Below are 21677 nucleotides of genomic sequence, written 5' to 3' on the forward strand. Positions count from 1 at the left end.
GGACGGCGGGCAAGGAACGTCATTCCCGTGTCGGTCACTCAATTCAGTGGAGTACGCCTGCGCGCCGCTTGTCCCAGGCGAACCACAATAGCCCGAGTGCGATGACCCAGATGCAGGCAGTCATCGCCAGCATCCCCGGCGTGGTCATGCTTTCCGGCATCCCGGCGGAGAACTGCCAGGCCTGCGACACCGCCAGCCCGATCAGCGACACCGCGAAGGCAGGCACCGCCCAGCCCGACCGCGCGAGCAGCAGCAGGCTTCCCGCCAGCCCGCCCCACACGCCCAGAGCCCAGGGCACCAGCGTCCAGCTCGGCGCGGAATCGAGCCAGTCGATGATCTCGGGCGGGACTTGCGCAAGATAAGTCGGATTGCGCGAAGCCGTCATCGTGAAGTCGAGGCAGCCGAAGGCATTCCACAGCACCGCCAGCACCGCGATGAGCCAGAAGGTCCACCCCGGCCTCGTCACGTATCTGTCCGTCGTAGCCATCGCGCCTCTCCCTGCCGGACCCAAGGATACTCCCGCGACGAGGCCGATGCAATTCGCGCCGCGAATGGCTAAGTACCCTTTCATGGCCGACCTTTTTGCCGATGACCTGCCGCCGTCGACCCCTGACGACCTGCGCGAGGATGCCCCCTCGCCGACCGCCTGCGCCCGCAGGGCCTCACCGAGGTTGTGGGACAGGAGCACCTGACCGGCCCCGAAGGCGCGATCGGGCGCATGGTGGCGGCGGGGCGCCTCTCCTCGATGATCCTGTGGGGGCCGCCCGGCACCGGCAAGACCAGCATCGCCCGCCTGCTCGCCGCCGCCGTGGGCATGCGCTTCGCCGCCGTCTCCGCCGTGTTCTCGGGCGTGGCGGACCTCAAGAAAGCCTTCGCCGAGGCCGACGTCGCGGCGAAGGCGGGCCAGCGCACGCTGCTGTTCGTGGACGAGATCCACCGCTTCAACCGCGCCCAGCAGGACGGCTTCCTGCCCTTCGTCGAGCGCGGCACGGTGACGCTGGTGGGCGCGACGACCGAGAACCCCAGCTTCGCCCTCAACGCCGCGCTGCTCAGCCGCGCGCAAGTGCTGATCCTCCACCGCCTCGACGCCGCCGCGCTGAATGCGCTGCTGGCCAAGGGCGAGGAGTTGGAAGGCCCGCTCCCCGTCACGACGGAAGCGCGCGAGGCGCTGGTCGCCTCGGCCGACGGCGACGGGCGGTTCCTGCTCAATCAGGCCGAGACGCTCTATGCGGCGAAGATTCCGCAGGCGCTCGATCCGGCAGGGCTCGGCCAGTTCCTGCAGCGGCGCATGGCGGTCTACGACAAGGACCGCGACGGGCACTACAACCTCATCTCCGCGCTGCACAAATCGGTGCGCGGATCGGACCCGCAAGCCGCGCTCTACTACATGGCGCGGATGCTGACGGCGGGCGAGGAACCGCTGTTCGTGCTGCGCCGCCTCGTCCGCATGGCCAGCGAGGACATCGGCATGGCCGACCCGCAGGCGCTGGTGCAATGCCTCGCGGCCAAGCAGGCTTACGAGTTCCTCGGCTCTCCCGAGGGTGAGCTGGCGATCGTGCAGGCGTGCATCTACGTCGCCACCGCGCCGAAATCGAACGCGGCCTACCTGGCGTTCAAGTCCTCGTTCAAGGCCGCGCGCGAGACGGGTTCGGTCAGCCCGCCGCAGAACATCCTCAACGCGCCGACCAAGCTGATGAAGGACATCGGCTACGGCAAGGACTACGCCTACGACCACGATGCGCCCGACGCCTTCTCCGGCGACGACTACTGGCCCGAGGAAATGGGGCCGCAGGTCTATTACGAGCCGGTGGAACGCGGCTTCGAGCGCGAGGTGAAGAAGCGCCTCGAATGGTGGGACAAGAAGCGCGCCGAGCGGCGGGCAGAGTGACCTCGCGACCAATACCTCGTCACCCTGAACTTGTTTCAGGGTCCATTTAGCCGCCGATACAGCGCCGTGATTCCGTAAACCGCCAGTGCCGCTGGTGACCTGCACTGGCAACCGCGGCTGCCCGATGGACCCTGAAACAAGTTCAGGGTGACGACATGGTGGATGCCATGCCATCGCCTCGCATTCCCGGTCAGGATAACCCATGCACTTCCGCCACTTCATCGCCATCGACTGGTCCGGCGCGCTGGGCGAGCGCCAGAAAGGCATCGCCGTCGCCCTGTGCGAAAGCGGCGACGCCCCGCCCCGCCTGCTGCGCCCCGCCGCCCACGCCGCATGGTCCCGCGCCGACGTGCTCGACCTGCTGCTGGGCCACTTGCCGCAAGACACGCTCGTCGGCCTCGACCTCGGCATATCATTGCCCTTCGCCGACGCGGGCGCGTTCTTTCCCGGCTGGGCGGACAGCCCGCCGAACGCCCGCGCGCTCTGGGCGCTGATCGACGCCATCTGCGCCGAAGACCCGCACCTCTCGGCCGCCAGCTTCGTCGATCACATCGATCTCAGCGCCTACTTCCGCCGCCACGACGGGCGCGAGGGGCGCATTTCCACCTCCCCGGCGCGCTCCACAAGCGCGGCCGCATGCGCGTGACCGAGGAGGCGCAGGCCCGCGCCGGATGTCGTCCCTACTCCAACTTCAACCTCGTCGGCGCCGCGCAGGTCGGCAAGTCCAGCCTCACCGGCATGCGCCTGCTCCACCGCCTGCAAGGCCGCGTGCCGGTCTGGCCGATCGACCCGCTACCTGCGAGCGGCTCGGTGGTGACCGAGATCTACACCACCCTCGCCGCCGTGGAGGCGGGGCGCACCGCAGGCCGCGCCAAGATGACCGACCACGCCGCGCTCGATACCGCCCTCTCGGCGCTGGGCTCGCGCCCGACCGGCGGCAGCGGCCCGATCGACGACCACAGCGCCGACGCCATTCTCACCGCCGCCTGGCTGCGCGTCGCGGCCCCGCGCGCGGACCTGTGGCAACCCGCTGAACTCACGCCGGAACTCGCCCGCACCGAGGGCTGGACCTTCGGCGCGCGCTGACGCACAACCGCTCCCATAAGCACAGGGAGCCTCCCCCAATGAAGTCCATCCTGCTGGCGGGCATCGCCTGCCTCACCCTTTCCGCCTGCGCCACGACGATGGCCGACGATCGCCGCGCCGACGCCGCCGTGGATGCCGCGCAAGTGGCGGAGCGAACCCCTCCCGCGCCAACGTGGAAGAGCTTCGTCGACGGCACCATCGAAGACTGGTTCGAGACCGACCCCGCCTTCGCGATCTACGAAGGCGCGCACAAGTACGACGGCCGCCTGCCCGACTGGAGCGACGCCGGGCTCAAGGCGCGCGCCGCCTTCCTGCACTCCGTCATCGACAAGGCAGGCCAGTTCACCGCCCTTTCCGACGCCGACCGCTTCGAACGCGACTATCTGGTGCAGGTCGCCAAGGGCCAGCTGTTCTGGCTGGAGGACGCCGACCAGCCGCACACCAACCCCGCCTACTACATCAACGGCGGCCTCGACCCGAACGTCTACGTCAGCCGCGACTATGCCGACAAGCCGACGCGGATGAAGGCGATGATCGCATTCTTCAAGGCGGTGGCGGCGCAGGCCCCCAACATCCGCGCCAACCTGCCCGCCGCGATGCCCGCCAGCTTCATCAAGCTGGGCACCGACGGCTTCGGCGGCTTTGCCGACTACTACCGCGGCGATGCCCGCACCGCCTTCGCCGATGTCGCCGACCCGGCGCTGCAGGCCGAATTCAAGGCCGCGTCCGAAGCCGCCGCCGTCGCCATGAAGGGCATCGCCGACCAAGTCGCCAAGGCCACCCCGACGCAGGATTTCGCGCTAGGCGCCGACACGTTTGCGCGCATGGTGCTTGCGACCGAAGGCGTCGATGCCACGCTCGATACGCTGGAGGCGGCGGGGAAGGCCGACGTCCTGCGCAACCAGCAGGCGCTGAAACTGGCCTGCGCGAAGTACACGCCGGGCAAGACCATCCAGCAGTGCTTCGACAAGATGCGCGCCGACAAGCCCAAGGACGGCCCCGTCGCCGAGGCCCGGCGCGAGATACCCGAACTCGCCGCCTTCGTACGCAGCCACGACATCGCGACGATCCCGGGCACGAAGATGGCGATGGTCGAGGAAAGCCCGCCCTACAACCGCGCCAACTCGGCCTACATCGACCCGCCGGGGCCGCTGGAGAACGGCGGCTCGTCGATCTACTACATCTCGCCGCCGGACCCGGCGTGGTCGAAGCAGATGCAGATGGACTACATCCCCGGCAAGGCGGACCTGCTGTTCACCACGGTCCACGAGGTGATGCCGGGCCACTACCTGCAGTTCCTCCATTCGAACGCGGCGCCCTCGATCGTGGGCAAGCTGTTCGTCGGCTACGCCTTCGCCGAAGGCTGGGCGCACTATGCTGAGGAGATGATGCTGGAGGCAGGCCTCGGCGACGGCGATCCCGGCGTGCAGGTGGGCCAAATCTCCAACGCGCTGCTGCGCAACTGCCGCTATCTCTCGGCGATCGGCCTGCATGCGCGCGGGATGACGCAGGCGCAGTCGAAGACGATGTTCATGGAGCAGTGCTACCAGGACGCCGGCACCGCCGAACAGCAGGCCGCGCGCGGCACGTACGATCCGGCCTATCTCAACTACACGCTGGGCAAGCTGATGATCCGCAAGCTGCGCACCGACTGGACCGCGACGCGCGGCGGGCGCTCGGCCTGGAAGGCGTTCCACGACGAATTCCTCAGCCACGGCGGCCCGGCGATCCCGCTGCTGCGCCAGACGATGATGCAGGAGGCAGCCCCGCACGCGGTATTCTGATTATAGGCTTTACCGGCGCCCCCGCTCGCGGTAAGGGCGCCGGACTTGCTTGATGAAGCAAGCGCCGGCTTAGCTCAGTTGGTAGAGCACCTGATTTGTAATCAGGGGGCCACGGGTTCGAATCCTGTAGCCGGCACCACCTTTCGCCTACTTTTCCGCCACCCACTCCCTGCGCAGGCCCGGCCCCGCCAGCGTCATCAGCAGCGCCGCCAGCAGGTAGAGCACCAGCGCGAACAGCATCGAATAGCGCAGCGATTCGGCACCCCACACCGGCGCCAGCGCCTTCGACAGCGCGCCCAGCGCATAGATGCCGCCGCCAAGGCCGATCAGGTTGTTGATCAGCAGGAACAACGCCGAGGCCGTCGCGCGGGCGGGCGGGTCGACGAGGTGCTGGATCGCGCCGGTCACCGGGCCGAGCCAGAAGTAGGCCAGCACCTGCGGGATCAGGAACAGCACGAAGGCCACCGGCACGCTGGTCGTCCAGATTCCGCCCGCATAGAGCGGCACCGCCAGCACGAAGCCGATCGCGGGGACGCGGCCGTACCAGGCGCGATCGCCCTTCCCCAGCCGGTCTGCCAGCGCGCCGCCGGTCAGCACACCGACCGTCCCGCCCAGCAGCAATACCGCGCCGAAGAACCATGACGTCTCGACAAGGGTGAGGTGGAAGCTGCGCTGAAGCAGGCTCGGCAGCCAGAACGCGACGCCGTAACCCAGCATCGAGCTGGACGCCGCCCCGAAGCTGAGGAACCAGAACGCCCGCTTGCGCACCAGCGTGGCGAAGACCTCTCCGAAGCGCACGGTCGGCGCGGAGACGGGGCGCGGCTTGTCCTTCACCACCAGCTTGAACAGCGGCGCGATCAGGATGCCACACAGGCCGACGATGAGGAACGCCGTGCGCCAGTCTACCGCCTGCGCCACGTAACCGCCCGCCATCACCCCCGCCGCAGAGCCGAGCGGAATACCCAGCGAATAGACCGAGAGCGCGAAGGCGCGGCGCTCGCTGGGGAAATGGTCGCCGATGACCGCATAGCTGGGTGCGACGCCGCCCGCTTCGCCCACGCCGACGCCGAGGCGGGCAAGGAAGATGTGCCAGAACCCCGTCGCCAGCGCGCAGGCGGAGGTGAACACGCTCCATACCACCAGCGACCCGGTGATGACCCAGGACCGGCTCGTGCGGTCGGCCACCCACGCCAGAGGCACGCCCAGCGTGGAATAGAGGATCGCGAAGGCCAGGCCGCCCAGCATGCCCATCTGCGCGTCATCGAGATCGAGGTCGGCCTGGATCGGTGCCGCGAGGATCGAGAGAATCTGCCGGTCGACGAAGTTGAACACATAGACCAGCAGGAGCATCGCCAGCACCAGTCGGGGCGACGTCCCTTGCGGGAGGTTAGCGGTCCGGGGTTCGTCGAAGACGGCGGTATCGCTCATGTCAGGTCACGTGCTCCTTGAGGAAAGCCTCTATCGCGGCGAGCGCCAGCGGTTCGTCGAGGATCGGGGCATGGCCGACGCGCGGCACCTCGACTGCGGCATAGAACCCCGAATGGCGATGCGCCATCTCTTCCACGGTCGCCGCGCTCAGCAGGTCCGACAAAGCGCCGCGCACGACCAGTACCGGCACCGCGTCCAGCAGGTCCCACAAGGGCCACAGGTCCGGCGGCACGGTCGAGGGGCGTCACCCGCGATGCTTTCCGAGATCGCCGGGTCGTAGGCGAAGGATACGGTGCCGTCCGCATTCTCCCGCGCGACGCGGCGGGCGAAGGCATCCCACTGCCCGCCGCCATAGTCGGGGAAGGCGGAGGCGTTGATCGCGCGCGTTCGGGCAGCGGCTTCTGCCCAGTCGGCCATCTTGCCGCCGGGTCCGACGTAGCCCTGTATCCGCGCGAGGCCCGCCGGGTCGAGCACCGGGCCGATGTCGTTGAATATCGCCGCCTGCGCGAGGTCAGGCCGCAGCGCCTGCATCACCATCGCCATGAGCCCGCCCATGGAGGTGCCGACCAGCCCGGCGCGGCTGATGCCAAGGTCATCCATCAGCGCCAGCATGTCCTGCGCGTAGACGTCCGGCCGGTACTGTGCGGGGTCCGGATCCCACTGCGAGGCCCCTCGCCCGCGCTGGTCGGGCACGATCATGCGGTAGCGCCCGGCGAGCTTGTCCAGCAGCGGCTCGAAGTCCGCGCTGTTGCGGGTGAGGCCGTGCATCATCAGCAGCACAGGCGCGCCCTCATGTGCCGGGTAGTCCCGGGCGACGAGGTCGAGCCGGCCGTCGGCGCTGCGATAATGATGGACGCGGTAGTCCATGAAATGTCCTTTCAATGCGCGGCTGCCCGACCTCTCCTATCCCGCCTTCGCGGGAATGACGGGAAAAGGGATGCTCCCCTCAGAACTCCAGCGTCGCGGTCGCGAAAACCTGGCGCGGGTTGCCGTAATAGGCGGTCAGCGTGCCCTCGGTGCCGAGCGAGGGAATGAACCGGCCGTTGGGTGCCGTCAGGAGCGCCCCGGTCACCGGGTTGGTCGCCAGGAACGTGTAGCCCGAGGTCTTGTAGCGCTTGTCGAACAGGTTCTTGCCGTGGACGCCAAGGCTCCAGCGGCCGCCCGGCGCGGTGTAGACGAGGCTCGCATCGACCAGCCCGAAGCCCTTCTGGTCGAGATAGGGGTTGGGAATCTCGAACTGGTAGACCTTGCTGCGATACGAGTAGGTCGTGCTGAGATCGAGATCGCCGCCGCCCACCGGCGTCGAATAGGCGAGCGTGCCGCTGGCGGTCCACTTCGGCGTGTTCTGCACCTTGCGGTTATCGGCCACGTCGGTGGGCGTCGAGGCGATGTTGGCGATATATTCCTTGTACTGCGCATCGATGTAGCCGAGCGCGCCCGACAGGCTCAGCCGGTCGCCCGATGACATCAGGTCACGCCCCAGCCGCGCATTGGCTTCCAGTTCGAAGCCCTTGAAGCGCGCCTTGCCGGCATTGGTGATGACGCCGCAGAAGGTCGGCAGCCCGCCCACGGTGCAGCCTGCCGAACCGGGAATCTGCACGTCCTTGTAATCCATGTAGAACCCGGCCGCCGCGATGTAGAGCCCGCCGCCGAAGAAGTTGCCCTTGTAGCCGACCTCGTAGCTGTCCACCGTCTCCGGCTGGAAGCTCAGGTAATCGGCGATCTCGGCGTCGGTGGGCGCTCCCGGCGTCGCGGCGGGCGCGTTGACGCCGACGCCGCGCGGATCGAAGCCGCCGCCCTTGAAGCCCTGGCTATAGCTCGCGTAGATGTTGTGATCCGGCGTCGGCTTGAAGCTGAGCGAGGCGCGGGGCGTGAACTTGTCGAACTTCGCCTTGCCGGAGAAGTTGGTGCTCGGCGCGCCCAGCGGCACCCCTGCGCCGCCGAACACCGGCGAGCCACCGCCGAGGTAGTTCTGCCGCAGGATCTGCGCCTTGCGCTCGTCCCAGGTGTAGCGCCCGCCGACCGCGAGGCTCAGTTGCTCGGTGAAATCGAAGGTGAATTCGCCGAAGATCGCGAAAGTATTCGTATCGACGTTGGCGCGGGTGAACGCGGTCAACCCGTTGAGCGCGGTGAACAGGCGCACGTCGAAGTCGGTGTCGGCCTTGGCGGTCAGGTAATAGGCGCCCAGCAGGCCCTGCACCATGCCGCCATCGTCCCACAGCAGCTGGACTTCCTGGCTCATCTGCTCGTTGCGGTAGTAGGCGGGCACGTCCACGTCGACGGCGGGCAGCGCGTCGAAGTCGATCGGCGAGGCGGAGTTGTCCTTGCGCCACGAACTGATCGAGCGGAACGTCAGCGCATCAGTGAGTTCGGCGGTGGCGTTGATCGCGAGGCCATAGGCTTCCACCACCTGGCGCGGATCGTTGAGGCCGCCGCGCGTGTCGTAGACGTCGTCCAGCACCGGCGCGCCTGAGACGTAGCCCGGGATCAGGCGATGGCCGCCGCGCGCATTGGACTTGTCCTTGGTGTAGTCACCCGAGATGCGGATCAGCACCGGCTCGCCATAACCGCCGATGTCGACGCTGGCGCGGCCCGCCCAGATGTCCTTGTTGTAGTTGTCCTGCCCCGTCGTCAGGTTCTTGCCGAAGCCCCCGCGCGACAGCCGCGCCACCGACCCGCCGACGCGGATGAGGTCGCTGACCGGCGCGGAGGCGGTGGCGATCAGGTCGGCCTGATCGTAGCTGCCGTAAGTGCCCTTCACCTTGAAGGAGAACTCCTGCGGCAACTGCTTCGTCACGTACTTGACTGCGCCGCCGATGGTGTTGCGGCCGTAGAGCGTGCCCTGCGGCCCGCGCAGCACCTCGATCCGCTCGACGTCATAGATGTCGAGCACGGCGGCCTGCGGGCGGTTGAGGTAGACGTCGTCGAGGTAGATGCCAACGCCCTGCTCGAAGCCCGAGACCGGGTCCTGCTGGCCGACGCCGCGAATGAAGGCCGACAGCGTCGAGTTGGTCCCGCGCGAGGGCTCCAGCGTGACGTTGGGCGAGACGTTGGCGATCTCGGTGATGTCCACCGCGCCGGACTTGGCCAATTGGTCGCCGCTGAAGCTGGAGACGGCGATCGGCACATCGACCAGCCGCTCCTCGCGCCGCCGCGCGGTGACGATGATGTCGCCGCCCTCCGCCGCGGTCGCAGCCGGAGCGCTGTCCTGCGCGCTTGCAGGTGTCACGAAGCCGCCCGACAGAGCCAGCACACTCGAGGAAATGGCGAGGAATCGCACCCTTCGCATCACAGTCACTCCCATTCACGCTTCTTGTTGGCGATCTGCATATTGATAGTTGAATCGATTTTCAACTTTGAAAGTTTGCCATGGGCCACGGTCCGTTCTAACTGTGTCATCGTGAGCACAGAGCAGCCCTCCGCCGAAGGTTCGGCCAGCAAGGTCCCGCGCACCGAGCGCGGGCGGCGCACCTTGCGCAAACTGCTGGACGCGGCCGCGCTCGAATTCGGCGAGCATGGCTTTCACGAAGCCTCGATCACCGGCATCACCCGCCGGGCGGGAACGGCGCTGGGCAGTTTCTACACGTACTTCAATTCCAAGGACGAAATCTTCCGCGCGCTGGTGGACGACCTTTCGGGCAAAGTGCGCGAAGCGGCGCGCAACGCCCGGCAGCAGGACCTGCCCGCGCTGGAGACCGAGCGCGCCTCGCTGATCGGCTTCCTGCGCTTCGCGGCCGAGCACAAGGAAATCTACCGAATCATCGACGAGTGCGAATTCGTCGATCCGGCCAGCTTCCGCCAGCATTACCAGTCCACCGCAACCCGCATCCGCGAACGCCTTTCCGAAGGCATCCGCAAGGGCGAACTGCGCGAAGGGCTGGGCGAGGCGCATGCCTGGGCGATCATGGGAATGAACGTGTTCCTTGGCCTGCGCTACGCGGTCTGGGACGATGCGGAGGCGGAGGAGATCGCGGAACTGGCGAACTCGATCCTGCGCGAGGGGATCGTGAAGCGTTAGCTTACGGCGCGCCCACCCCGTCCGGCTAGGCGGTAAACCGCCAAGCCTCCCGGCCCTCCCGCAAGCGGGAAGGCGAACACGCCTTTTCTGCTCCCCTCCCGCTTGCGGGAGGGGCCGGGGTGGGCCTGCCTTCCTTCCACCACTTATACTGGCACCTAACCGCCATTTACGCGATGCTAAGGCAGTCCTGCCAGAAGCGGATTCGCCAAAGGAATCGGAATAATACCAAGTGGACGCGCGCATCTTCCTAGCCTCGGGCTTCGTCGCCCTTGCCGCCATCGCCGGCGTGCTGATCGTCGCGGCCGAGCCCGAAAAGCCCGCACCCGCATCGCTGGCCGAAGCAAAGCTCTCGCAACCCGCGCCCAAACCTGCAGCAAAACCGCCGATCCCCGCGAAGGACGAGCCTTTCGTGATCAAGCGCATCCTGCCGATCAAGGGCGCGATCAGGTACGGCGAATGGCACTGGGACGAGCATGACGTGCCCCCGGCCCGATCGTCGTCACCGTGGACCTTGAGGCCCGCGTGATCTCGGTCTTCCGCGGCGGTTACGAAATCGGCGCGGCGGCGGTACTGCTGGGCACCGCGGACAAGCCGACCCCGCTGGGGATCTTCCCGATCACCCAGAAGGACAAGGACCACGTCTCCAACATCTACACCGGCGCGCCGATGCCCTACATGCAGCGCCTGACCAACGACGGCATCACCCTGCACGGCTCCGACGTGGCGCTGGGCTATGCCAGTCACGGCTGCGTGGGCATGCCCGACGCCTTCGCCGCGAAGCTGTTCGACACCACGAAGATCGGCGACAAGGTCTATATCACCAAGGGCAAGCAGGTCGGCATGGGCGACAGCCTGGTCGGGGGTTAACCCGTCCGCTTCGGCGCGCGCACCGGCGCCCTGGCAAAGCTCCACCCGCCCGCGTTGGGCCGCGCCACCAGCTTGCCGATAGAGGCCGGCTGGCCTTGCGAAAGCCCGTCGACCAATCGCGCGATCGCCCCGCCCCGCGCGTCCTCGCCGTCGAGTTCGCGCACGATCCGCGCCACCACGCGCAAAGCCACCGCGCGTGGAGCCTGTGGGCGGTACTTCAGCCCCATCGGCTCTTTCGTCACACAGGATCGCCATTCGAGAGCCGCCATCCAGTCGAGCGCAGCATCGGCTTCGGCGATATGGGCGGCACTCTGAGCGATGGCGGCAACATCGAGCCAGTCGGCCTCTGCCAGCGCCTTGCGGATACGCACCCGATCGAAGCGATCGTTGGCGTTGCTCGGGTCCTGCGCGGCCACGAGCCCCGCCGCTTCCACGACCACACCCAGTTCGGCGCGCCGCCAGTCGAGCACCGGGCGCAACAGCAGCAAGTCCGCGTCAGGCACCCTGCTCCGCCCGCGCGCACCGGCAAGCCCCGCAACCCCGCTGGCCCGGTTAAGCCGCATCAGCAGCGTCTCGGCCTGATCGTCGGCATGATGCGCGGTTGCCAGAGCGGCCAGGCCCCGCTCCGCCGCCCATCCCGCCATGGCTTCATAGCGCGCAAGCCGCGCCTCGGCCTGCACGTTGCCGGGCGCGACGTTCACCGCCAGCGTTGCGTGAGGTATTGCCAGACCAGCACAGATGCGAGCGACTTCCTCCGCCTCGCCGGCACTTTCGGGACGCAGGCCATGGTCAACGGTCGCCGCTTCCACCCGCCCCGGCAGCGCCGCATGGGCAAGCAGCAACAGGCCAAGGCTGTCCGGCCCACCGGACACGGCGACGCCCAGACGTGCCGCCCCGTCCTCGATCCGGTCAGCCCAGATCGCGGACAAGCCGACGCGGAAGCGGTCTATCTCAGTTGCAGGCAAGTCCATTGCGCGTGGTGCTGTAGATGCCCGCCAGTCGTCCAGCCGCCTCGGCCGCATACGTTTCGCTGAATTCGGCCAGCGCGATACAGGCGCGCTTGGTGTCCTTGAGCTGCTTCATCGAGACGGCGAGATACAGCAGGCTGTCCGAGGCGCGATCGCCACGCTTGTCGGTCTGGAAATTCTGCAGGAACCATTTTGCCGCCTCGCCCGGGTTGCCGTCGTCCAGGTAAGCGCGGCCCAGCAGGTTGCGGCCAAAGCTGGCGCGCGCATGCTTGGGATACTTCTCGAGGTAGAGCTTCAGCTGCTGCTGCGCCTCGGGATAATACTTGGCTTCCCAAAGACGGAAGCCGTAGCTGTATTCGTCTTCGCCCGGATCGCCGCTCTGTGGCTTGACGATGGCCTTGACCCCATCGATCCGTGAGTTCGAAGGCGCCGTCGGCTTGGGAGCGGTCGCTACGGGTGCAGTCGTCGGACGCGGCGTGGCTGCCACGGGCGTCGGCAGCGGCGCCGCCCCGGAGATTGAAGGTCCGGAAACAGCAGCCCCGGACGCTACAGGAGCAGTCGCCCCGGGGCCGGGCACGAAATCGGACTGAACCGGAGCCGCCGCCGCCAGCTTGGCTTCGAGCTGGCCGATGCGGTTGGTGTTCTGTTCGACTTGCGCGGTCAGCTGCGCCATCCGCGCCTCGACGGCGTCCATCCGCGTGAGAACGTCGGAAAGCGGCGTGGTCGAGGGCGCGCCGGGCGTCGGGGTCGGCGTGGGAGCGGCGTTGATCTGGGGCTCGAAGAACTTGCCGTCGGCTCCGGGGAAGACCTTGCGCTGCAGGGCGCGCACTTCGGCCTCTACCTTGTTGAGCCGCAAGTTGGTGTTGGCGTCCTGCGCAAGGGCCGGAGCCGCGCCGAACAGGACCGATGCCAGCGCCGCCGTGGCCAGCCATTGCGCGCGGGCGGTGCCGCCGATTGCGCCAAGGGTACGTTTCATCGCCAAATCATCTCCATGCCGGGACCATCATTACCCGAACCATGGCCGCGCCATGGCAGCGGTGGGTGAAACCGGGGATTAACCAATGGACCGATTACGGGTGTTGCCCGAGCCGCTCCCGCCTGTCGAGGCGCGGGCGGTCGGAAAGTCGTGGAAAGCGGCCTCTCCAGGCGCTTACTACCTTAGACGTTTTTACTGCGCAGTCGGAGGTAGCAGCGATTCCGGTGTCGGCACTTCGGCGGGTTCGCGCTGGGCGGCATTAGCCGCAGGACGCGCAACCGGGCGGCGGGTGGGCACTAGTGCAGGCGCGCGCGTCGCGACCGGAGCCGGGGAAGTCGCCGCAGCAGGGCCAGCAGCGGGCGAGACGCCCGCGCCCGGAACCGCCGAACCGGCGCCCCGAGCGAGAAGGTCGGCAGGCGCCAGCGAGACGCCGGAAACGAGGCGCGGCTCGGCCGAAAGCGGCGGGATCGCCTTTCCGCCAACGGTGATCTGCAAGGCATCGGGGCGCCCGGTGCGCAACTGCAGCCCGGTAACGCCAGCCGGCACAGCCCAATTCTCACCCTTCGCGAGTTCCTTCTGCAACACCTGGTCGCCCTTGGCATCCGTCACCTTGACCCAGACCCTGTCTCCTGTCGCGGTCAGCACAACCGGACCGGCGGCGGGAACCGGGGGCGGCACAGCGGGTGGCGCGGCCTTGGGCGCAGCCGGGACCGCGGCCTGCTCCGCGACCAAGTCGGGAAGCTGGCCTTCCGGGGAGAGGAAATTGCTCCAGAACAGCAGGAGTGCGCCGATCACGACAACGATACCTATCGCCGCCGCCCATGCGAGGCCCCGCGTCGGAACACGCGCAGGGTCGCCCGGCTCGAAACTCGGTGCATATTCGACGCGCTCACCTGCATCGTGATCGAGCTGTTCGCGCACTTTGGCAGCGATCATCCGCTCGTCGAGCCCGATGGCGCGCGCGTAAGTACGTGCGAAACCCACCGCATAAGTACGTGCGGCCAGATCGCCGAGACGGTCCTCCTCCAGCGCGATCAGGTGGCGTTCGGCGATCTTGGTCTGCGACGCGATGTCCGCGCGGCTCTTGCCCAGCGCTTCACGGCCCGCACGAAGCTGACTTCCGACGCTCTGCGGTCCACGCGCAAGACCCTGGGTTTCGACGTTTTCCAATTCCGCTCCGTTCGGCGTGGTAAATGCGACCTGATCGGCGCCTAACCAAACCGTCTGACCGGATAATGTCAATCAGGCCCTACCTGTTCCGGTCAAATTTATAGGGCAAAATCATCGTCCCGCCCCGGCCGAGGCCAAAGCAGGGCTTCAGATCAGTCGATCGCAATGTCCCGCTCCGCCGCCCACGCGGTCATCACAGCGCGTAAATCGGCTGGAGGTGCCGCAAGCCAGCCCTCCATGGCCGCCGTGATCGCGGGCAGATCGACCTTGCCGACAAGCTCCTTGATCGGGCCTACCGCCGCCGGGGTGATCGACAGGCGCCGGACGCCGAGGCCCAGCAGAGCCAGCGCCTCAAGCCGCCGCCCGCCCATTTCGCCGCAGACGCTGATATCGACCGACGTGCCCTCCAGCGTGCGCACGACACGGCGCAGGAAGCGCAGGATCGCCGGGCTCAGCCAGTCGTAGCGCTCGGCCAGCTTGGGGTTCGAGCGGTCGGCCGCGAAGAGGAACTGCGTGAGGTCGTTCGTGCCGATCGACAGGAACGCGATCTTCGGCGCCAGCAGGTCCAGCTGTTCGGCCAGCGAGGGCACTTCCAGCATCACGCCGTAGCGGATGGCCTCGGGCAGCACCTTCTTCTGGCGGCGCAGATAGGCGAGTTGACCGTCGAACACGGCCTTGGCGGCGTCGAATTCCCAGGGTTCTGCGACCATCGGGAACATGACGTTGAGCGGCCGCCCCGCCGCCGCCTCCAGCAGCGCGCGGGCCTGCGCCTTGAGCAGCGCGTCGCGCTCCAGCGCCACGCGCAGCGCGCGCCAGCCCATCGCGGGGTTCTCCTCTCCCTCGCCGTCGTCGTGGCGCAAGTAGGGAGCGTCTTGTCGCCGCCGATATCGACCGTGCGGAACACGACCGGGCGATCGCCGGCGGCATCCATGACGTCGCGGTAGAGGCGTGTCTGCTTCTCACGCTGCGGCAGCGTGGCCGAAACGAGGAACTGGAACTCGGTGCGGAACAGGCCGATGCCGTCCGCGCCGGTCAGGTTGAGGTTGGCGACATCGTCACGCAGCCCCGCGTTGATCATCACCTTGATACGGGTGCCGTCGAGCGTGGTCGCAGCCACGTCGCGCATGCCCGCGTAGACGGCCTGACGTTCGCGGTTCTTCGCAAAACGTGCCTCGAATGCCTCGACCACGCCGGGCGACGGGCGCACCATCGTCGTGCCCTGATCGGCGTCGAGCAGCAGCGGATCGCCTTCGCGCACGATGCCGCGCAGGCCCCGCACGCGGCCGAGCACCGGGATGCCCATCGCCCGCGCGACGATGACGACGTGGCTGGTGAGCGAGCCTTCCTCGAGGATCACGCCCTTGAGCCGCCGCTTGTCGTATTCCAGCAGTTCCGCCGGGCCAAGGTTGCGCGCGATCAGGATGGCGTCGTTCCGCAACCCCATCGAAGCCGCCGTGCCGATCTGGCCCGAGACGATCCGCAGCAGGCGGTTCGCCAGATCCTCGAGGTCGTGCATGCGGTCGGCGAGGAGCGGGTCGTCGATCTGGCGCATGCGCATGCGGGTGCGCTGCTGCACGCGCTCGATCGCCGCTTCCGCCGTCAGGCCGCTGTCGATCGCTTCGTTGATGCGGCGCGTCCAGCCTTCGTCGTAGGCGAACATGCGGTAGGTCTCGAGCACTTCGTCATGCTCGCCGCCCATGCCGAACTCGGCCTGATTGGCCATCCGGTCGATCTGTTCGCGCATGCGGTCGAAGGCGAGGATGACGCGCTGGCGTTCGGCCTCGGTATCTTCGGCAACGATGTGCTCGATGGTGACACGCGGCTGGTGGTAGACGGCGACGCCCGATGCGAGGCCCTTCACCAGCGTCAGGCCGCGCATCTGCTCCGGCCCGGTCTGGGCGGCAGTGAGCGCGCGCGCATCTTCCTCGTCGATGAGATCGGCATTGACGATGAGTTCGGACAGAACCATCGCCACCGTCTGCAGCGCCTCGATCTCGACCTCTTCGTAGCGGCGCGGCTCGACGTGCTGGACGCAGAGCGCGCCGACCGCGCGTTCGCGGCGGACGATGGGGACGCCGGCGAAGGAGTGGAACTTGTCCTCGCCCGTTTCCGGGCGGTACATGAAGTCGGGATGCGCGGCGGCTTCGGCGAGGTTCAGCGTCTCGATCCGGTCGGCGATGGAGCCCACCAGACCTTCGCCCACCGCCATGCGGGTGACGTGGACCGCCTCCTGCGCAAGACCGCGCGTGGCGAAGAGTTCGAGCATTCCCTCACGCAGCAGGTAGATCGAGCAGACCTCGCTATCGAGGCACTCGCCTATCACTTCCACCACGTTGTTGAGTTTGGTCTGCGCATTGCTGCGCGAGGCCATCACCTCGTGAAGGCTCGTGAGAATGGTTCGGGCTGCTTCGACGGCTCCGCTGGTCATTCTTCTGGCGTAACGCAAAGTCATGGCTTTGGGAACGCAGCGGATGCCGTCGATTCAGCTTATGCGGGTGATATCGGGAATTACCCGGTTGTCCGGTGGAATTCTCCGCGCTCAGGACCCTCTACAAGACTGAGATCGGCGATCAGAACCGCCCGATCTCCTCCTTGATGCGAAGCTTGCGCTTCTTGAGAGACTGGACGACCGCGGCATCAGGGATCGGGCGGCTCAATTCCTCGTGGATCTGCCGTTCGATACCGGCATGCTTGAGCTGCAGAGCGCTGACGTGCGAATTATCCATTGGACGTTCCTCCTTATAGGGGCCGGACCCTTGCCTTACGGCAAACTGCGAACGGTGCTCTTGTAGAGCCATGACGAGCGACCTGATCGGGCGACTCGACACTGGTGGGCCGGCGCAAAAACGAAGGAACCACAATCGGAGGACCTTGCGAAGACCCCACTTGCTTCATATCGGTGAGTTGCGTGAATCATGCGTTCGGCAGGATCCGGTCCCGCCCGTGCACAGGCTTGAAACTTAAGGAATTCCGGCGTGACCGAAGAGGAAATGCGCAAGCGCCTCGAAATCCTGAAAGTCGAACACCGCGACCTCGACGCGGCGATCGATGCGTTGATGAACGCGGGTGGCGGCGGCGACATGCTGCAGATCGCGCGACTCAAGAAGCGCAAGCTGCGGCTCAAGGACCAGATCGCGCAGATCGAGGACTACCTGATCCCCGACATCATCGCGTGAAGCGCAATCCTCCCTGTTCCGTAGGAATGGGGAGGTGGCAGTCGCGCAGCGACTGACGGAGGGGTTGTCTTCCCTCCACCACCGCTTCGCGGCGGCCCCCTCCCCATCGCTGCGCGACAGGGAGGATTTACGGATCCGCGCCGTTTCCGAACCATCAGAATTAACTTTCGTTCACCCTCCGCCGTGCCGTTCAGGGACAGCGCGATATTTGCGCAGGATTATCGATTCGCCCCGCTTGCCGCCGATTCGGCGGTAGGAAATACGAAGGGTCATGTCGAAACCGGCGACCATCAATCCGCGCATCGTCGAGGCGCTCTACTGCGAGGCGCTCATCCTGTCCGACGAGGTGCGCGCAGCGTTCACGTTGTCCGGGCGGATCGACGGAGATCCCGGCCGCGTCGCGCTCTCCAGCGAGGGGCTCCGCACCACGACACGGATGATGCATGCAATCGCCTGGGTGCTCAATCATCGCGCCTACTTCATCGGCGAGATCAGCGACTTGCAGCTACGCCGCCAAGGTCGCCTGTCGCCCGCGATGCGCCAGTCGGACCCTGCGCATGCCCTTCTGCTGGAGCCCGCCACCGCCCGACTCGTCGAGGCGACGCGGGTGTTCTACGACCGCCTGCTGCGCCTCGACCAGTTCTGGCGGCTGACCACACCTGCAGCTTTCGGCGCGATCGAGCACTTGCGTGAGCGCATCGAGACGGAGGTTGCGACCGGCACCTAACGGCACTCGGCGGTGCCATAACCGCCCTCAAGGTCGACACGGCGCTTCATCCACCCCATATCGCGCCCATGAACGCTGCTGCAGAGATCGACCGGCCCTACACGGTGGCCGAAACCATCGGCCCGCTGGTCCGCCGGGTGCTGGCGCGCAACCCGTCGCCCTTCACTTTCACCGGCACCCAGACGTATCTGGTAGGCACCGATGGCGAAGTGGCCGTCATCGATCCCGGCCCGGACGAGGCCGAGCATCTGGGCGCGCTGATGGCGGCGATCGGCGGTGACAAGGTGGTGGCGATCTGCTGCACTCATACCCACCGCGACCACTCGCCCGCCGCGGCCCCCTCGCCGCGCTGACCGGCGCGCCGATCGTCGGCTGCGCGCCGCTGGTGCTGAGCGACGACGGCCCGCGCGCCGACGCGTCGTTCGATGCGAATTACGCCCCCGACCGCGTGCTGGCCGACGGCGAGGCGCTGACCGGGAATGGCTGGACCCTGCGCGCGCTCACGACGCCGGGCCATACTTCCAACCACTTGTGCTTCGCGCTTGAGGAAACCGGCGCGCTGTTCACCGGCGATCATGTCATGGGCTGGTCCACCAGCGTCGTCTCCCCGCCCGACGGCGACATGACCGCCTACATGGAAAGCCTCGCCCGCCTCTACGAGCGCGAGCAGGACGTAGTCTACTACCCCGCCCACGGCCCGGAAGTGACAAAGCCGCGCCAGCTCGTGCGCGGGATGATCGGCCACCGCCGCCAGCGCGAGCGGCAGATCCTGCGCCAGATCGAATCGGGGGTGACCACCATCGCCGCGATGGTGCCGCTGATGTACAAGGGCGTCGACGAAAGGCTCTGGCCCGCCGCCGGGCGTTCGGTCCTGGCCCATCTTCTCGATCTTGAAAAACGCGGCATTACAATGCGCAATGAAGATGAATGGACGCTGATCGCCGCGAATTAGGCGTTCGTCGACAAGTATTCGCCGTACAATCCGCCATGCATTACTATCCGCCACCATCACGGGTGGAGGCAAATTCATGGCGACCGCAGCCGGAGCGCGGGTTTCGCGCGTCTCGTTCTGGGCGAAGATGACGATCGGGCTCAGCCTGTTCATCGTCTTCGCCTTTGCGCAATTCGGTTTGCGCGGCTTCGTGCCCGTCACGCAAGTGCCGGTAATCTTTCATGTCCATGGCGTGGTCATGCTCGGCTGGCTCGCCCTCGTGACGACGCAGGCGCTGCTGGGCAACGGCAGTGGGCTGGAACTGCACCGACGGCTCGGCTGGGCGAGTGCAGTCATGCTGCCCACCATCGCCGTGCTGACCAGCCTGACCTGCTTCGCCGGGCTTCGCACCGGCATGTTCCCTCCGTTCTTCCCGCCGGCTTATTTCCTCGCGCTGATCCATGTCTCGATGCTGATCTTCGTGATGATGGTCGGCGGCGCGGCCGTGCGGACTGGCACAAGCGGCTGATCCTGGGCTCCACCATCCTCATCATGGACCCTGCGCTCGGCCGGGTCCTGCCGATGCCTTTCATCATGCCCTGGGGCGAGTGGCTGTCGATGGCGATCCAGCTTGGCATGGTCGCGCTGATCGTGCGGCACGACCGGCGCACGATAGGCCGCATACATCCTGCCACCGTGACCGTCGCGCTGGCGGTGGTGCTGGCGCATGTCCTTGTCGAGCTGCTGGCGATCACGCCGCCGTGGGTCGCATTCGCGGCGCAATTCGCGGGATAGATGTCCTGCTGTCCTCCCTGTCGCGCAGCGATGGGGAGGGGGACCGCCCGCATAGCGGGTGGTGGAGGGGAGCCCCTCCGTCAGCCCTGCGGGCTGCCACCCCCATCGCTACGCGACAGGGAGGATCAGGCGACGGCCGCGATCTGCGAAAATTCCGCTTGGGTCCTTGGGCCAGCGTCCCTAGATAGACCCCGCCCGCAGCAAGGTTCGGGCGAGGATGTACAGGAACGACCATGACCGTAATGCCCGCCGACCTTTCAGGCATCGACGTGCGCGCCGAGATCGAGCGCCTGCGCAAGGAGCGCAATGCGGTCATCCTCGCCCATTACTACCAGAAGCCCGAGCTTCAGGACCTTGCCGACTTCGTGGGCGACAGCCTCGAACTGAGCCGCAAGGCGGCGGAAACCGATGCCGACGTCATCGCCTTTTGCGGCGTGAAGTTCATGGCCGACACCGCCAAGATCCTCTCCCCGAACAAGATCGTCGTGCTGCCCGATCTCAACGCCGGCTGCAGCCTGGAAGATTCCTGCCCGCCGGAGAAGTTCAAGGCGTTCCGCGAGGCGCACCCCGATCACATCGCGCTGACCTACATCAACTGCTCGACCGAGGTTAAGGCGCTGTCCGACGTCATCGTCACCAGCTCCAGCGCCGAGACGATCCTGCAGCAGATCCCGCTGGACCAGAAGATCATCTTCGGCCCCGACCGTCACCTCGGCGGCTACCTCGCGCGCAAGTTCAACCGCGAGATGCTGCTGTGGCCGGGCGTGTGCATCGTGCACGAGGCGTTCAGCGAGACCGAACTGCTGAAACTGCGCGCCGAGCATCCCAATGCGCCGATCGCCGCGCACCCTGAATGCCCGCCGCACATCGTCGATCATGCGGACTACGTCGGCTCGACCAGTGGCATCCTGCAGTATGCGAAGACCATGCCCGGCGACACGCTGATCGTGGCGACCGAGCCGCACATCATCCACCAGATGCAGCTCTCGATCCCGAACAAGACCTTCATCGGCGCGCCCGGTGCGGACGGCAACTGCAACTGCAACATCTGCCCCTACATGGCGCTCAACAACCTCGAGAAGCTGTACATCGCGCTGCGTGACCTGTCCCCGCGCGTGGAGATCGAGGAACCGCTGCGTCTGGCGGCGAAGAAGAGCCTCGACCGCATGCTGGAGATGGCCAGCGGCACGATCGGCAAGGGCGACCTGGGCGCGCGTTGAGGGCTTCGTCGTCCCGCCTGAAGCGCGATGACCCAACCCTTCGTCATTGCGAGCGCAGCGAAGCAATCCAGGGCGGTGTAAGACTGCTCTGGATTGCTTCGCTGCGCTCGCAATGACGATTCAAGGTAAGGCATCACTCTAAAGACAAGCCACCGGTCCCGGATCAAGTCCGGGACGACGACTGGCGAAACCTCTTCGCGCTTCCTATGTTGTATGGGAACGAACCGGGGAGCCCTGAAACTTGCGTGACGTCCTCATCCTGAGGAAACTGAAGGTCTGGTGCCTGCTGCTGCTGGCCGCCGTCTTCGCACACGCGCTGATCCCGATCGAGGCTCGCGCCTCCGGCTCGGCATTCAGCCCTTCCACGGTCGAGGTATCGACCGGCCACTCCCTGCGTGTGGCTGCCGTGCGCAAGCTCGCCCCCCAGCGCGACCCGCTCGGCAGGGGGATGTTGCTCGCCGCCTCTTCCCAGGACCGGAAAGCACGGGACGCCCGCGCCTGCCCTGCCCCGGCCGCAGCCTCCGGCCCGCCCGGCTGGCGCTGCGCGCTGTCGCAACCCAGAGCCCCGCCCTTCGCCTGACACGCCGCCGGATCGCAATGCCGATCCGACAGTTTCAGCAAGGCCGGAGCGGCGCATTCCAGC

General features: G+C 66.9%; 19 protein-coding genes, 1 tRNA gene and 4 pseudogenes. 14 read left to right on the forward strand and 10 right to left on the reverse strand.

Translation table 11 applies throughout. From position 1 onward, the window contains the following. Positions 1 to 43: 43 nt before the first annotated feature. Entirely contained in the window at positions 44 to 487 is a 444-nt protein-coding gene (locus tag KZO24_RS11885; protein ID WP_486486242.1) for a hypothetical protein, read from the reverse strand. Between the two features lie 82 nt (positions 488 to 569). Between KZO24_RS11885 and KZO24_RS11890 the strand changes: the two are divergent. The 4 genes and pseudogenes from KZO24_RS11890 to KZO24_RS11905 all read left to right on the forward strand — a co-directional run bounded on the left by KZO24_RS11890 (position 570) and on the right by KZO24_RS11905 (position 4897). Beyond that, positions 570 to 1888 (forward strand): annotated as a pseudogene (locus tag KZO24_RS11890) (replication-associated recombination protein A). Positions 1889 to 2090: 202 nt separating this feature from the next. Then, positions 2091 to 2974 (forward strand): annotated as a pseudogene (locus tag KZO24_RS11895) (hypothetical protein). A 38-nt stretch (positions 2975 to 3012) separates the two neighbouring features. Then, positions 3013 to 4758: a DUF885 domain-containing protein gene (locus KZO24_RS11900; RefSeq protein WP_486486243.1), complete on the forward strand. Its 1746-nt coding sequence runs from the start codon at positions 3013 to 3015 to the stop codon at positions 4756 to 4758. Positions 4759 to 4821: 63 nt separating this feature from the next. Then, positions 4822 to 4897 (forward strand) — tRNA-Thr (locus tag KZO24_RS11905). 8 nt (positions 4898 to 4905) lie between these two features. Here KZO24_RS11905 and KZO24_RS11910 read toward each other — a convergent pair. The 4 genes from KZO24_RS11910 to KZO24_RS11925 all read right to left on the reverse strand — a co-directional run bounded on the left by KZO24_RS11910 (position 4906) and on the right by KZO24_RS11925 (position 9475). Then, positions 4906 to 6186 (reverse strand): spinster family MFS transporter, encoded by a 1281-nt coding sequence (locus tag KZO24_RS11910; protein WP_486486244.1) that lies wholly within the window; start codon positions 6184 to 6186, stop codon positions 4906 to 4908. A 1-nt stretch (position 6187) separates the two neighbouring features. After that, positions 6188 to 6397 carry an alpha/beta fold hydrolase gene (locus KZO24_RS11915; protein WP_486486245.1) on the reverse strand — a complete coding sequence of 70 codons (210 nt, stop codon included), beginning with the start codon at positions 6395 to 6397 and terminating at the stop codon, positions 6188 to 6190. Next, positions 6334 to 7053 (reverse strand): alpha/beta fold hydrolase, encoded by a 720-nt coding sequence (locus KZO24_RS11920; RefSeq protein ID WP_486486246.1) that lies wholly within the window; start codon positions 7051 to 7053, stop codon positions 6334 to 6336. The genes KZO24_RS11915 and KZO24_RS11920 overlap by 64 nt, the downstream gene beginning before the upstream one ends. 79 nt (positions 7054 to 7132) lie before the next feature. Beyond that, on the reverse strand, positions 7133 to 9475 hold the full coding sequence (locus tag KZO24_RS11925) for a TonB-dependent receptor (protein WP_486486247.1): 2343 nt from the start codon (positions 9473 to 9475) through the stop codon (positions 7133 to 7135). A 111-nt stretch (positions 9476 to 9586) separates the two neighbouring features. Between KZO24_RS11925 and KZO24_RS11930 the strand changes: the two genes are divergently transcribed. The 3 genes from KZO24_RS11930 (at position 9587) to KZO24_RS11940 (ending at position 11071) form a co-directional block, all read left to right on the forward strand. Then, positions 9587 to 10204 carry a TetR/AcrR family transcriptional regulator gene (locus KZO24_RS11930; RefSeq protein ID WP_486486248.1) on the forward strand — a complete coding sequence of 206 codons (618 nt, stop codon included), beginning with the start codon at positions 9587 to 9589 and terminating at the stop codon, positions 10202 to 10204. Positions 10205 to 10433: 229 nt separating this feature from the next. After that, positions 10434 to 10730: a hypothetical protein gene (locus KZO24_RS11935; protein WP_486486249.1), complete on the forward strand. Its 297-nt coding sequence runs from the start codon at positions 10434 to 10436 to the stop codon at positions 10728 to 10730. Then, positions 10727 to 11071 (forward strand): L,D-transpeptidase family protein, encoded by a 345-nt coding sequence (locus KZO24_RS11940; RefSeq protein WP_486486250.1) that lies wholly within the window; start codon positions 10727 to 10729, stop codon positions 11069 to 11071. Before KZO24_RS11935 ends, KZO24_RS11940 begins: the two co-directional genes overlap by 4 nt. Here the strand turns inward: KZO24_RS11940 and tilS are convergent. From tilS to KZO24_RS11965, 5 genes and pseudogenes are all read right to left on the reverse strand, one after another. Beyond that, positions 11068 to 12042: a tRNA lysidine(34) synthetase TilS gene (gene tilS / locus KZO24_RS11945; RefSeq protein WP_486486251.1), complete on the reverse strand. Its 975-nt coding sequence runs from the start codon at positions 12040 to 12042 to the stop codon at positions 11068 to 11070. The two genes, KZO24_RS11940 and tilS, sit on opposite strands and share 4 nt — an antisense overlap. Continuing rightward, a complete protein-coding gene (locus KZO24_RS11950; protein ID WP_486486252.1) occupies positions 12023 to 13015 on the reverse strand; it encodes a tetratricopeptide repeat protein in 993 nt (330 codons plus the stop codon). Before KZO24_RS11950 ends, tilS begins: the two co-directional genes overlap by 20 nt. A 192-nt stretch (positions 13016 to 13207) precedes the next feature. Next, entirely contained in the window at positions 13208 to 14185 is a 978-nt protein-coding gene (locus tag KZO24_RS11955) for a helix-turn-helix domain-containing protein (RefSeq protein ID WP_285021134.1), read from the reverse strand. Positions 14186 to 14337: 152 nt separating this feature from the next. After that, positions 14338 to 16613, reverse strand: a pseudogene (gene ptsP, locus KZO24_RS11960) (phosphoenolpyruvate--protein phosphotransferase). Positions 16614 to 16755: 142 nt separating this feature from the next. Then, a complete protein-coding gene (locus KZO24_RS11965; RefSeq protein ID WP_008833012.1) occupies positions 16756 to 16911 on the reverse strand; it encodes a YdcH family protein in 156 nt (51 codons plus the stop codon). 249 nt (positions 16912 to 17160) lie between these two features. Here KZO24_RS11965 and KZO24_RS11970 point away from each other — a divergent pair, with 249 nt between their 5' ends. The 7 genes and pseudogenes from KZO24_RS11970 to KZO24_RS12000 all read left to right on the forward strand — a co-directional run bounded on the left by KZO24_RS11970 (position 17161) and on the right by KZO24_RS12000 (position 21614). Further along, positions 17161 to 17361, forward strand: a complete 201-nt coding sequence (locus tag KZO24_RS11970) for a YdcH family protein (protein ID WP_008833013.1) — start codon at positions 17161 to 17163, stop codon at positions 17359 to 17361. 271 nt (positions 17362 to 17632) lie between these two features. Then, entirely contained in the window at positions 17633 to 18088 is a 456-nt protein-coding gene (locus KZO24_RS11975; RefSeq protein WP_486486253.1) for a DUF1465 family protein, read from the forward strand. Between the two features lie 68 nt (positions 18089 to 18156). Next, positions 18157 to 19040, forward strand: a pseudogene (locus tag KZO24_RS11980) (MBL fold metallo-hydrolase). 76 nt (positions 19041 to 19116) lie between these two features. Further along, positions 19117 to 19548 carry a hypothetical protein gene (locus KZO24_RS11985; RefSeq protein ID WP_486486254.1) on the forward strand — a complete coding sequence of 144 codons (432 nt, stop codon included), beginning with the start codon at positions 19117 to 19119 and terminating at the stop codon, positions 19546 to 19548. A 23-nt stretch (positions 19549 to 19571) separates the two neighbouring features. Further along, on the forward strand, positions 19572 to 19814 hold the full coding sequence (locus KZO24_RS11990; protein ID WP_486486255.1) for a hypothetical protein: 243 nt from the start codon (positions 19572 to 19574) through the stop codon (positions 19812 to 19814). Between the two features lie 233 nt (positions 19815 to 20047). Continuing rightward, positions 20048 to 21034, forward strand: a complete 987-nt coding sequence (gene nadA / locus KZO24_RS11995; RefSeq protein WP_008833588.1) for a quinolinate synthase NadA — start codon at positions 20048 to 20050, stop codon at positions 21032 to 21034. 241 nt (positions 21035 to 21275) lie between these two features. After that, the gene (locus KZO24_RS12000; protein WP_008833587.1) at positions 21276 to 21614 is read left to right on the forward strand and encodes a hypothetical protein; all 339 of its coding nucleotides are present in this window, start codon (positions 21276 to 21278) and stop codon (positions 21612 to 21614) included. Positions 21615 to 21677: the final 63 nt, after the last annotated feature.

It is taken from the genome of Novosphingobium sp. NFX11, from assembly GCF_057376415.1.